General features: G+C 39.6%; 11 protein-coding genes. 8 read left to right on the forward strand and 3 right to left on the reverse strand.

The window, feature by feature from the left end; genetic code table 11:
• Positions 1–7 precede the first annotated feature (7 nt).
• Entirely contained in the window at positions 8–2338 is a 2331-nt protein-coding gene (gene mrcB / locus F580_RS0113965) for a penicillin-binding protein 1B (RefSeq protein WP_019028359.1), read from the forward strand.
• A gap of 76 nt (positions 2339–2414) precedes the next feature.
• Here mrcB and F580_RS0113970 read toward each other — a convergent pair whose 3' ends face one another.
• Positions 2415–2759 (reverse strand): DUF3718 domain-containing protein, encoded by a 345-nt coding sequence (locus F580_RS0113970; RefSeq protein WP_019028360.1) that lies wholly within the window; start codon positions 2757–2759, stop codon positions 2415–2417.
• Positions 2760–3231: 472 nt separating this feature from the next.
• Between F580_RS0113970 and F580_RS0113975 the strand changes: the two genes are divergently transcribed.
• From F580_RS0113975 to ung, 6 genes are all read left to right on the forward strand, one after another.
• Positions 3232–3630: a YebG family protein gene (locus tag F580_RS0113975; protein WP_019028361.1), complete on the forward strand. Its 399-nt coding sequence runs from the start codon at positions 3232–3234 to the stop codon at positions 3628–3630.
• A gap of 37 nt (positions 3631–3667) precedes the next feature.
• Positions 3668–4402, forward strand: coding sequence for a M48 family metallopeptidase (locus tag F580_RS0113980; protein ID WP_019028362.1), 735 nt, complete (start codon positions 3668–3670; stop codon positions 4400–4402).
• 480 nt (positions 4403–4882) lie between these two features.
• A complete protein-coding gene (thrA, locus tag F580_RS0113985; protein ID WP_019028363.1) occupies positions 4883–7360 on the forward strand; it encodes a bifunctional aspartate kinase/homoserine dehydrogenase I in 2478 nt (825 codons plus the stop codon).
• Positions 7360–8334: a homoserine kinase gene (gene thrB, locus F580_RS0113990; protein ID WP_019028364.1), complete on the forward strand. Its 975-nt coding sequence runs from the start codon at positions 7360–7362 to the stop codon at positions 8332–8334. Before thrA ends, thrB begins: the two co-directional genes overlap by 1 nt.
• Positions 8335–8415: 81 nt before the next feature.
• Positions 8416–9720, forward strand: coding sequence for a threonine synthase (gene thrC / locus F580_RS0113995; RefSeq protein ID WP_019028365.1), 1305 nt, complete (start codon positions 8416–8418; stop codon positions 9718–9720).
• Positions 9721–9862: 142 nt separating this feature from the next.
• A complete protein-coding gene (gene ung, locus F580_RS0114000) occupies positions 9863–10546 on the forward strand; it encodes a uracil-DNA glycosylase (protein ID WP_019028366.1) in 684 nt (227 codons plus the stop codon).
• Between the two features lie 5 nt (positions 10547–10551).
• Here ung and F580_RS0114005 read toward each other — a convergent pair whose 3' ends face one another.
• Positions 10552–11469: a hypothetical protein gene (locus F580_RS0114005; RefSeq protein ID WP_019028367.1), complete on the reverse strand. Its 918-nt coding sequence runs from the start codon at positions 11467–11469 to the stop codon at positions 10552–10554.
• 170 nt (positions 11470–11639) lie between these two features.
• Between F580_RS0114005 and F580_RS0114010 the strand changes: the two genes are divergently transcribed.
• Positions 11640–11942 (forward strand): hypothetical protein, encoded by a 303-nt coding sequence (locus tag F580_RS0114010; protein WP_019028368.1) that lies wholly within the window; start codon positions 11640–11642, stop codon positions 11940–11942.
• A gap of 42 nt (positions 11943–11984) precedes the next feature.
• Here F580_RS0114010 and F580_RS0114015 read toward each other — a convergent pair whose 3' ends face one another.
• Complete coding sequence (locus F580_RS0114015) at positions 11985–12563, reverse strand: GNAT family N-acetyltransferase (RefSeq protein WP_019028369.1); 579 nt, start codon at positions 12561–12563, stop codon at positions 11985–11987.
• Positions 12564–12632 lie beyond the last annotated feature (69 nt).

Below are 12632 nucleotides of genomic sequence, written 5' to 3' on the forward strand. Positions count from 1 at the left end.
AGCTAGCATGTCGAATAAAAACATCAAAAGTAAAGCAACAAAATCGAATAAGCCAACGAAGACAGCTGATAAGCAAAAATCGGTAACAGCTAGAATAATAATATTTTTAGCAAAATTGACTATAGCGTCACTTTTTACCCTCGGTATTTTTTTAATTTACCTCGATGCGAAGGTGCGACAAACCTTTGAAGGTCAACGCTGGCATGTGCCCGTACAAGTCTATGGTCAGCAGCAAAAGCTACAAATAGGTGGACAGGAAAACTTAACTGCAATAACCGAATCACTGATTATCAATGGTTATGAGAACGTGAATTATGTCACTCGAGTGGGCCAGTTTTCACAGGTGGCAGATCTATTAACTATTTTTCAACGTCCTTTCGACTTTGATGATGGCGCTAGTCACGCGCAGCAGTTAAATATTGAGATAGTCAATGATATTGTTGTCGCGCTTCAAATTGATAAAGCAGCGGTTAGCCAACTTTCCTTAGAGCCACAATTATTAGCACGCTTAGTTCCTGATAATAAGGAAGATCGCGTGCTGGTCTCTTTAGAAGAGTTGCCAAGTCAGTTGATCGATACCTTACTACTCATTGAAGATCGTGATTTTTATCATCATTATGGCGTGTCCCCGATGGGCATTGTTAGAGCCTTATTCAAAAATATCAGAGCGGGTCGTACCGTTCAAGGCGGTAGTACCTTAACTCAACAACTTGTTAAAAATATGTTTTTAAGTCGCGAGCGTACCCTTACGCGTAAAGTTCAAGAAGCGCTTATGGCGTTAATTTTAGAGTTTAGGTACAGCAAAGATCAGATTTTAGAAGCGTATATTAATGAAGTCTACCTAGGACAAAATTATGCCAACGGTGTTTATGGTTTTGGTCTAGGTGCGCAGTTTTATTTCGGTAAAAGCCTTAATGAACTAAGCCCAGCGCAAATGGCATTGTTGATTGCCCAGGTGAAAGGGCCTAGTTATTATGATCCTTGGCGACACCCAAAACGTGCGGTAGAGCGACGCGATCTTGTGCTCAGACTGATGTTCGAACAACATTTATTATCACTGGTAGATTTTGAATACGCAGCAGAGTCACCGTTATCCGTGCGCGCGCATAGACGTTTAGCTAAAAAGAAGTACCCAGCCTATTTGCAATTGGTCAACCGCGAACTCAACCAATATCTATCCAGTTTTACGCAAAAATCGGGCATTAAAGTTTTTACTGGTTTTTCACATCGCAGCCAACAGTTATTAGAGCAAAGCGTTAATCAGCAATTACCCTTGTTAGAAAAACAATATAAACAAAAAGGCTTAGAAACTTCGATGATAGTTACCGATATTGCAACGGGTGAGATCCGTGCTCTAGTAGGTGGTCGAGAAAGTGGCTATGCCGGCTTTAACCGAGCACTAAATGCTAAGCGGCATATTGGCTCATTAATCAAACCTATCATCTATGTAGCGGCATTAGAGCGCTATCAACAATATAACCTCGCTAGCATTCTTGATGACAAAGCTATTACCTTAAAAAATGGCTCCGGTAAAAAATGGCAACCCAAAAATTATGATGGTAAGTATCGTGGCCAAGTTTCCTTAATCGAGGGCTTAGTTTATTCCCTCAATATACCGACTATCAATCTTGGTATGAGTTTAGGTTTAAACAACGTAGCTGATGCGATTAAAGCGCTTGGTTATCAGCATAAACTGCAAATGCGCCCCTCGGTTTTATTGGGGGCTATTAATATGTCACCCCTGGAAGTTAATCAATTATATTTGGCTATTGCTAGTAAAGGTTATTATCGAAAAAGTCATACAATCACCAAAATAATATCGTCAAAAAATGAAATATTATGGCAAAAAAAACAAACAGGTGAACAGCGTTTATCAGGCGAAGCCGCCTACCTACTTGATTACGCCTTAACACAAGTGACGAAAATAGGGACCGCTAAATCACTAACTTGGCGTTTAAATAACAAGGAAATTGCAGGTAAAACAGGTACTAGCAATGCTTTACGTGATAGTTGGTTTATTGGTTATGACAATAAGCACTTAGTGACCACCTGGTTGGGTAAGGATAATAATAAGCCAACCGGGCTAACGGGTAGCAGTGGTGCGCTGCCGTTATTTGCCAATTTTATGAAAAGACAAGGTGTGGTTAATAAAATTGAAGAGCAACCACCGGGGATAGTGGTCACATTATTCGAACAACAAACAGGTAATGCAGTCACTGAAGAATGTGCTAATACCGTCATTTACCCAGCAATTAGAGCCGGTATTAGAACTTCAAAGCATTGTCTGCAAGAAAAAGTAGATAGGCGATCTTGGTTTGAAAAAGTGTTTGGTGACTAGCGGTAGTACTCGTAGGATAGGCTAAAATACGAACGCTCAAAGCTCGCAGGTTGAGCGTTCTTATTTAGCGGTCATGTTAAAAAGTTACTTTAACTTTTGATAACGCGGCAACATCAGTGATGCTCACATTACCGATACTTCTTTGTAATCTTGCAGCAGTTTTATCTGCACCATAACTTTCGGCAAAACTAATAACATCTTCACCGTTACACATTAATTTTAACGCTACGGTTTTTGTGCTTAGGCGATAGCCCTTGGTGGTGCCATTAAGTTTGATCAGGCTGTTGCTTTTTGCTGCTTTACAGACATCAATTAATGCTTTTTCCATATAGGGGCTCATTGTTGCTTGGCTAGGTAAACTAATAGCTAACACTGGTAAAGAGGCCGCAAGTGCAATTAAGGTTTTTTTAAAAGTAGTCATGAATATTCTCCAAAATGTTATTGTGATTCGTTAGTGTTTTAATATGCCTAGTTATGCAAGGCACAACATAATAGTGGACTCTTTTTAGTTAAAAGTTGTAACAATCTTCGAGGAGGATGTAAGCAAAAATCAAGGCGAAAATGTCATTAAACTGCTAAGTCATTGATTGTTTGTCTGTTCGAAAAGTAACCTTGTATATTACTGAAATTAATGTTTACATTTAGTGATACTTTGACATACGAAACTTGGTGTACTTGCCATTTGTCTTACGACCATTGGCGGATTTTTAGCCTGTTTAACTGTTTGCTATGCGGTTTAATATCACAGGTAACTGTTTTTATATACAGTTCTTGGTTTAGGTATGTTATTGTTCTGGTATTATTTGGGTTAAAGTGAATTTAATGCGTTAGGCATTAATGTTGACAATATTAAGAGCGCGTATTGAGCTCATCGGTAGAAATAGGGATAACTAATGGCAGTTGAAAGTCGGTTTGTAGTAATTAGAAACGGAATAGAGGCAAAAACATTTATGGATAAAAAATCAGCAGATGAATATGACAAAATGTTGGATATGGCCGATAACTTGAGTCAGGTTTTCTCTCAATCTTCAGTTGAGTTAAGCGACAGTGTTAATGAAGAGCTAAGCATTTATCTAGCGCAAAACAGAGAAGCGGTACTTGTCGCCTTGTTAGCTAAGAAACCAGCGAAAGAAACGACCAAGCCAGCGACTAAAAAAACAGCCATTAACACGAATGATGAGCCAATTGTTAAGGTTGTAGAGCAAGCCTCAAACAAGGATGAAAAATCGCCAGTAAAAGCAAAAAAAAGCAAAACTAAGGCAACGGCAGTAAAGTTAAGTGCAGCAAGCTAACAAATGGCTAATATTTAGCTCTTGTTGTTAGTATTTTATGTTTGAATATCAACTTATCCGCAGTAAGCGTAGAAAAACACTCAGCTTGCAAGTTAAATATGGTCAAGTGACTGTACGTGCACCGTATTATGTGACATCAGCCTTTATTGATACTTTTATTAACGAAAAATCGGCTTGGCTGCGTGCTAAGATTGCCGAGCAGCAATGTCTATCAGCTCCGCTTAACTATAGGCAAGACGCTGGAATACTCTTGTTAGGTGAGCCTGCTACGCTTAACATCAGCATAGCCAAGCAAGCATCAGTTACTGTTAGTGATGAGTTATCGGCTGACAATGGCGTCGTCCGTCAGCTTAATATTGCCCTAAGTGAAAGGGTGAATACTCGACTGAAAGATCCCACAGCAAAAGCCGAGCAAATAAAAAAGCAGTTAGAGCGGTATTTTAAGCAGCAAGCACAAGAATTGATATTTGAGCGCCTTGAGGTTATTTGTCAGCAAACTTCACTCACACCGACTAAAATAAAAATTCGTCAGTACCGTTCACGTTGGGGAAGTTGTAATAACCGGGGTGAAGTCAGCTTTAATTACTTGTTAATGATGACACCCTTATTTGTCATTGATTACGTTATTGTCCATGAACTTTGTCATTTAGTGCACTTAAATCATTCTAAATGCTTTTGGCAATTAGTAGCACAACACTCACCAAATTATAAAATAGCTAAGCAGTGGCTAAGTGACCACCAAGTAAAACTACACTGGCAAAAACCCAGTTAAGTTATCAAAAGTAATTCATCAATTCGTTGCTGGCTACAAGTTTAGCTACCGTATTTTTTTTGCTAATTCTGCTTAATTATCGCTCGATTTTCGGTAAGTGATCAACTCTCACCCACAAAGTGTTTTCCCTATAGCAGATTTTTGCTTGAATATAAATTTTTATGCATAATTTATAACTTTTTATTTAATGAGTTTTTGTCATAAAAGATTGACAGCCCTCATCAGTTAAGGCATTTTAACGGTATGATATTAAACAACAGCCTCATGATTATTATTATTACCACCACCACCCGAATTTGGATGGCGGTCGCTGGCTAACGTGTAAAAAATAACAATTTTATCGAAGCCCGTGACCTGAAAAGGTTACGGGTTTTTTTATGCTTACAATGAAGAGCATTCACTCTAATATTTCTTGACGGCACATCGCCCTAGAAAAAAAAGGAGCGGCTTTATTCATTGTTTTATACAAAGGAAGAAAACATGCGTGTACTTAAATTTGGTGGCTCTTCATTAGCGTCTGCAGAGCGTTTTCGTCAAGTTGCCGATATCATCAAAGATAAAAGTGAATCATCAAATCTAGCCGTAGTAGTGTCTGCGCCACAAGGCATTACCAATCATTTAGTTGCCATGGCAGAAAATATAAGTGATGAAGCAAAGTTGGTAACTGACCTAGGTCATTTTAATCGCGCAATCACCACCATTATTGATGACTTATCGGCAAGTATTAGTAACTTTAATCGTCAGCATTGTGAACAAGCCTTAACAAATTATGAGCAGCAACTTACTCGTTATATGCAGGGGGCGACATTACTCACTTATTGCCCAGATCATATTAGAGCGAGGATCATTAGCACGGGTGAACGTTTAAGTGTGGCAATACTCGATGCCGTATTACAAGCGGATGGCTTAGCCGTTTCATTATTAGCACCAGAGAAGTTCTTATATACTAATAATTCATCACTCAATGCCGTTGCTGACTTGGAACTATCGAAAGAAAAATATGCAATTGAATATAGTAACTTAAGCAAGATATCACTTATGCCAGGCTTTATTGGCGTCAATGCCGATGTCAATAGTGACATGCCACAAGTCACCACGTTAGGGAGAAATGGCTCAGACTACTCAGCGGCAGTTTTAGCTGTTTGTGCACAAGCTGAGTGTTGTGAAATATGGACTGATGTTGATGGTATTTATAATGCGGACCCTCGCTATATAAAAGAAGCTAAGTTACTTGATTATTTATCCTATCAAGAAGCGATGGAGCTTTCTTATTTTGGCGCCAGTGTTTTACATCCAAAAACAATTGCCCCCATTGCGCAATATCATATCCCTTGCTTAATTAAGAACACGAACAACCCAAGCGCTGCAGGCACCTTGATCTCACATGAAAACGATCAACAAAAACGGGTAAAAGCCATTTCTAATCTTGATGACCTAACCATGGTCAATGTTTCAGGTCCTGGCATGAAAGGCATGGTTGGCATGGCGAGTCGTGTTTTTGCCACCATGAGTCGAGAAAATATTTCTTTAGTGCTGATTAGCCAATCATCAAGTGAGTATTGTATTAGTTTTTGCATTTACTCCAACGATAGCGAGCGTGCTAAGAAAAGCTTACAAGATGAGTTTGAGTTAGAGCTGTTAAATGGCTTACTTGAACCTTTAGCGTTAAAGGGCGAGTTGTCTATTGTTTCCTTAGTGGGTGATGGTATGCATCATCAACGCGGCGTCGCGGCAAAGTTTTTTAGTTCACTCGCGCAAGCACGCGTAAATGTGGTTGCTATTGCACAAGATTCTTCAGAGCGTAGTATCTCGGTTGTTGTTGAGCAAAGAAAATGTATGGATGCGATGAAAGTCAGCCATCAAAATTTCTTTTCACACAAACCAACTATCGATGTGTTTTTAGTTGGCTGTGGTGTTGTCGGTAGCGAACTTATTGCGCAAATTTATCGTCAACAAACAAGTTTAAAAGCGCAAAATATCGTTTTGAAAGTATACGGTATTGCCAATTCTAAAGGCATGGTGTTTGATAAAGAAGGCATTGATTTAAATAACTGGCAAGACGTTGTTGCGCAGGGCAATAATAGGCTACCCGTTAATATTGATAGCCTTAAAGGCTTTGTGCGTGATAATCATTTAATCAATCCGGTTTTTGTTGACTCAACATCAAATGAAGCCTTAGCTATGAGCTATGTAGATTACTTAGCTGAAGGCTTCCATGTTGTTACCCCGAATAAAAAGGCCAATACCGCTTCTTGGGAGTATTACCAACAGCTACGTAGTACGGCACAAAAAACTAACCGCCGCTTCTTATATGAGACAACGGTAGGTGCAGGCTTACCGGTTATTGATACGTTACAAAGTTTAATAAAAGCGGGTGATGAGCTACAACGCTTTGAAGGCGTATTATCGGGCTCATTATCGTATATCTTTGGTAAATTAGACGAGGGTATGCCTTTATCAGAGGCGACGGCTATTGCCAAGGCAAATGGTTTTACCGAGCCAGATCCCCGAGATGACTTAAGCGGTATGGATGTGGCGCGTAAATTATTGATTATGGCGCGTGAAGCCGGTATGAAATTAGAGTTATCAGATATCACTATCGAGTCAGTATTGCCAAGCGACTTCGATGATAGCGGTGATGTCAGCCAGTTTATGAATAACTTAACCCAACTTGATAGTGTTTTTGCTGATCGAGTAGCAAGTGCTAAGTCGACAGGTAAAGTACTGCGTTATATTGGTAATATTGTTGACGGGAAATGCCAAGTTGCCATTGAAGAGGTGGGCGTTGACCACCCATTATTTAGTATTAAAGAGGGAGAAAATGCTTTGGCTATTCATAGTCGTTATTATCAGCCGTTACCTTTTGTCTTACGGGGTTACGGCGCGGGTGCAGCAGTGACAGCCGCCGGTGTCTTTGGTGATTTATTAAGAACTTTAGCATGGGAGCAACAACACTAATGTCGATTAATAACTCAAGTGTTTCAGTATTTGCCCCCGCCTCTATAGGCAATGTTAGTGTCGGTTTTGATGTTTTAGGACTCGCGGTAAAGCCAATTGATGGTACTTTATTAGGTGATGTGGTCACCGTTAGTGCGACAACAGACAGTGACAGTAGTCTTTTGGTTATTGGTAACTTTGCCGGCAAACTTCCGCCCAATAAAGAAGATAATATTGTTTGGTCTTGCTTGTTACTTTTTAATGAACAATTAATAAAAGTACAACAACCATCGGTAGCGGTAGCACTGACCTTAGATAAAAAAATGCCAGTGGGTAGTGGCTTAGGCTCTAGTGCTTGCTCTGTTGTTGCCGCGTTGGTGGCCTTAAATGAGTTTTACGCTAAATATCATAATTTTAGTTTTTCTGAAAATTTGATATTAAGAATGACCGGACAAATGGAAGCGAAGATTAGTGGCAGCATACATTATGATAATGTCGCGCCATGCCTTTTAGGTGGCTTGCAACTCATGGTTCCTGATGAAAATGTGATATCACGCACTTTACCTAGTTTTGATGATTGTTACTATGTTATGGCTTATCCAGGTATAGAAGTCTCGACAAAGGCAGCACGAGACGTTTTACCCACAAGTTACAGTCGTAGTGATGTTATCCATTATGGTCAAAACTTAGCGACGTTTGTCGATGCTTGTCATCGTCAAGATAAGAGCCAAGCATTTTCAGTATTAACCGATGTTATTGCGGAGCCTTATCGCACTGATTTGTTACCAAGGTATCAAGTAGCACGTGATTATTTGACCGGAAAAGGCGCTTTAGCGGTGGGGATTTCAGGCTCAGGACCAACACTTTTCTGTGTCTGCGATAGTAAGCAACAAGCACAGCAATTTTCTCTTTGGTTAGAAGACAATTATTTGCAAACAGACTTAGGTTTTGTCCATATATGTAAAGTCGATGATGTGGGTGCAATAGCGCTTTAATAAATAACTTAATGGCTACTGGCTGAACTAACATAAGCACGGTAGCTAAGAATCTTAGTGAACCTATTATTGGGATATAGAGTGAAATATTATAATTTAAAAGAAAATGATGAACAGGTAACTTTCTCACAAGCGGTTAAGCAGGGTTTAGGTAAAAACCAGGGCTTATTCTTTCCTAGCGCCATGCCAAAGTTCAATAATATAGACGATCTTCTCGCATTACCTTTAGTAGAGCGTAGCGTCAAAATTTTACAGCCATTTGTTGAAGGTGATTTAACCAAAGCGGAATTGACTGATATTGTTACCGATGCGTTTAACTTCCCCGCTTTATTACAACCCATTAGCCCTGATCGTGCAATTTTAGAATTATTTCACGGTCCTACCTTAGCCTTTAAAGATTTTGGCGCTCGTTTTATGGCGAAATGTTTGCAGGTATTTGTTGCCAAAGATGCTAAAGCTAGCGGTGAAACGAAACCATTAACCATTTTAACGGCAACTTCGGGTGATACCGGTGCTGCGGTTGCCCATGCATTTCATGGTATTGAAAATATTCGTGTTGTTATCATGTACCCGAAAGGCAAAATTAGCTTACTGCAAGAGAAAATGTTTACTACCCTTGGTGGAAATATTGAAACCTTAGCCGTCGATGGTGATTTTGATGCTTGTCAGTCATTAGTTAAACAGTCTTTTGATGATAAATACTTGGCTACTACTATTGGTTTGAATTCAGCAAACTCAATTAATATCAGTAGATTACTAGCGCAAGTATGTTATTACTTTGAAGCGGTAGCGCAAATTTCTCGCACCAAAAGTGACTTAACTAATATCGTGTTTTCAATCCCAAGCGGTAACTTTGGTAACTTAACGGCGGGTTTATTTGCTAAAGCGATGGGTTTACCTATTAAGCGCTTTATTGCGGCAACTAATGCCAATGATACGGTGCCACGTTATCTTGAAACAGGTGAGTGGACACCCCATGCTACGGTCGCAACTATTTCGAATGCTATGGATGTGAGTAACCCTAACAACTGGCCACGTGTCGAGCACATGTTGAAAAGCGGTATTGTTGAGCAAGGTTGTGTCAGTTCGGTCTCTATCGATGAAGAGCAAACTCAATCAACCGTTATTCAGCTGAGTAAATTAGGTTATATTAGTGAGCCTCATGCTGCGGTAGCATATAAAGCATTACAATATAGCGCTGTTGAGGGGGAGTTTGGTGTGTTTTTAGGTACCGCTCATCCCGGTAAGTTTAAAGACGTGGTTGAAAGTATTCTGGGTCAACCTATTGGTTTACCGAAAGAACTAGCCGATTGTATTGGCGAGCCTATTTTATCGAAAGATCTTAGTGCTGATTTTAGTGACCTACGGAGCTATCTGTTAGCTTAGCTTATCGTTGAAACTGCTCAATAATATATTTGAGTATGCTTAACCCGAGCCGTTATCGTAAAATATAAAGCTATCACCTAGGTGATGGCTTTTTTATTTATACTGATTTTTGTATTTATAACGCATAATTTTAGGAAATTATATGATTAAACCACAATGGCAGCAGTTACTTAATAGCGAAGCTAAAAAGGAATATTATCAACGTTTAACGAGTGAAATAGCAAAGCAAAGATCGTCAGAACTTGCTATTTATCCTGCCGAAAAGGATATTTTCAATGCCTTTAACCATGTTGATCTAGCTGACGTTAAAGTTGTCATCTTAGGGCAGGATCCTTATCACGGTAAAGATCAAGCCCACGGTTTAGCCTTTTCAGTACAACATGGCGTCAAGGTGCCACCATCACTGGTGAATATATATAAAGAGCTGACAACAGATATTAGCGGTTTTAAAACGCCAACGCATGGTTGCTTAACGACTTGGGCTGAGCAGGGGGTTTTATTGTTAAATACAGTATTAACCGTGCAGCAAGCCAATGCACATTCACATGCCAAACTGGGTTGGGAAACGTTTACAGAACAAGTCATCAGTGAATTGAATGAACATAACCCCGGTTGTGTTTTTATTTTATGGGGCGCACATGCTCATAAAAAAGGTAAAAATATCAATCAAGATAAGCATTTAGTCTTAGCTGGCCCACATCCATCACCACTGTCCGCTTATCGAGGTTTCTTTGGCAGCCAACACTTTTCTCAAGCCAATGTTTGGTTAGCCAAGCAGGAGATGAAGCCCATAGACTGGCACCTGCCTAGGGCACTTGCTACTTAAACTCGTTAATAGCTATTTTCATCAACGCCAGGCAAAAATTGGAATACTTCAAGATAATACTGGCGGAGCTTGGGTAAGTCTCCACTGAGCAGCCACTTTTCATGGGCATAATAAAACTCAGTACTTAGATACGCTTGTTGAAGTATGTCATTAATCTGACTGATGATCTGCTCGCCTACTGCCGTTTTAGAGCAAGAAACGTGGCCTAGAAAATAAGGTGGACTACCGGCAATGGTATAACTTTCTAAAGTGATATGGTCTAGATTTAGGGCATTGATATCTTGGGGATAGTAGATAATGTACTCAATCCTATTTTTCAATAACATATTCGCTACTGATGTTATCCTGCTAGCACCCGCACGTACAAAAACATTATCAATACTCAGCTCCTTTATTTGCTTGTCTATCTCTGCTCCATAAGAAACGCCGCTGGCAATGGCTAAAATTTGTTCTGGGTAATATTGAAATAATCGCGCCAAATTAATAATTTCACCTTGGCTATTTAGCACTTTCTCGTGCAGAGGCGTTGATTGAGTAACACGATACAATTGCAAACCTAGGTAGAGGTCGTGGGGTAAGCTAAAAAAGGAAAATATTTCTCTTTGAGGGTTTTTCATCCTGTTTGACATACAGGCGTTAACTTCACTTTGTAGAATTTTCTCGGCTCTATCGCTAGTCGCTTTAACAACGGTTAATTGATATCCAAGAGATTCTAACCCGTGCATTATTATCATCGCGGTATCTTGTGAGGTGGTTTTAGATATCTTGCTGACAAAGTCTTGCCATTCAAAGGTGTCTTCAATTATCCAAGTGATGGTTTTGGTATGTGGCGATGTTGCTAAGGGCGATACTTCATTCGACGTTGTAAGCGAGGGAAATAAAGTAATAGTGGCTAGTAAGCAAAAGCGTAATAGCAATAACATCTTATCCTCCTGAAAACTTCAGGCCGGCCGATAAAGGCCTAGCAAGTGCTATAAGTATAATTCAAGCGGGTAATAATGTTAGTGATTGAAAGTGGCGGGTAATGTTCTAATTTTTGTAACTCTGCTATATTTTAGGTATATAGGGTATATTGAAAGCTAAAGGAAATAAAATGAGTGTCAGTTTTACTCAATTTGATGAGTCGGCAGTGGTAATTTTAAAGGCATTGGCACGGCATTTTCCTATGCCAACAGAAATTGGCTTTAATGATGTTTTTCCAGAAGGTGAAAAGGATGCCAGTAAACGTGCCGTGCATATAGGCACTATTGCTTTTTTACGCCACGAAGATCTTATCGCTCATGACATAGGAAGTGCGTCTTCATTCATTCTTACCCGAAAAGGTTTAGCGTTATTTGATAAGGATGTCTATAAACACATAAAAGATGAGCTAATTAGCGATGCTGATAGTGTGTAGATCTAGTTAATTTATATTTTTAAAAAGGTTAAACCTCAAGGGTTAATCATCAAATCGAATTATCATCTCAGCAGCTTCGCATTGGCAGTCGTGACCACATAAAATACAGTTATAACCTTGTTTACTTTCTTCATTCCACTTACCTGGATGAGACTTTACTAGCTCGCCACCACATTTACTGAAATAGGATACGGCACTGTTATTAGGGCTTTGTTTCCATAAGTGACTAATACCGGCTTGAGCTCCTTGTCGTTTTGCGGCTTCAATGGCCAGTGTGAGCAATTTTTTACCAATACCTAAACCGCGATACTTTTCATCGACAGTATTGCACTTAAAGTAACAACACTTTAGACGGTCTACTTGCCATAACTCAGGACTACACCATTGATCAATCGGCCATTGTTCGGCTGAGTACGTGCTGCGAAAGCCAATAACCTTGTTATCCAACAGGGCGACAAAACTACAGTTGATGGTATTTACTATGCCTTTTTGTGTCCATTGTGCCAGTGTCTCATTAGTTAAATAACCTTCACCATGAACCCGGTTGGCTAGGGGAATAACTTGTGAAAAATATTCAGTCGTTAACGGTAAATACTTTATTGCTGCTTTTTTAATTGTCATGGTATGCGAAGGTAATTTAATGAGAATCTCATCGCTAAGATAGCAAAGCTTTATACCAATTTCATTAAA

Source organism: Colwellia piezophila ATCC BAA-637 (genome assembly GCF_000378625.1).
Taxonomy (GTDB): Bacteria; Pseudomonadota; Gammaproteobacteria; order Enterobacterales; family Alteromonadaceae; genus Colwellia; species Colwellia piezophila.

Coding starts and splice junctions, on each gene's coding strand:
- F580_RS0114010 (WP_019028368.1), top strand. CDS start 11,640: ATGAGTGTCAGTTTTACTCAATTTGATGAGTCGGCAGTGGTAATTTTA.
- ung (WP_019028366.1), top strand. CDS start 9,863: ATGATTAAACCACAATGGCAGCAGTTACTTAATAGCGAAGCTAAAAAG.
- thrA (WP_019028363.1), top strand. CDS start 4,883: ATGCGTGTACTTAAATTTGGTGGCTCTTCATTAGCGTCTGCAGAGCGT.
- F580_RS0114015 (WP_019028369.1), bottom strand. CDS start 12,563: ATGACAATTAAAAAAGCAGCAATAAAGTATTTACCGTTAACGACTGAA.
- thrB (WP_019028364.1), top strand. CDS start 7,360: ATGTCGATTAATAACTCAAGTGTTTCAGTATTTGCCCCCGCCTCTATA.
- F580_RS0114005 (WP_019028367.1), bottom strand. CDS start 11,469: ATGTTATTGCTATTACGCTTTTGCTTACTAGCCACTATTACTTTATTT.
- F580_RS0113980 (WP_019028362.1), top strand. CDS start 3,668: ATGTTTGAATATCAACTTATCCGCAGTAAGCGTAGAAAAACACTCAGC.
- mrcB (WP_019028359.1), top strand. CDS start 8: ATGTCGAATAAAAACATCAAAAGTAAAGCAACAAAATCGAATAAGCCA.
- F580_RS0113975 (WP_019028361.1), top strand. CDS start 3,232: ATGGCAGTTGAAAGTCGGTTTGTAGTAATTAGAAACGGAATAGAGGCA.
- F580_RS0113970 (WP_019028360.1), bottom strand. CDS start 2,759: ATGACTACTTTTAAAAAAACCTTAATTGCACTTGCGGCCTCTTTACCA.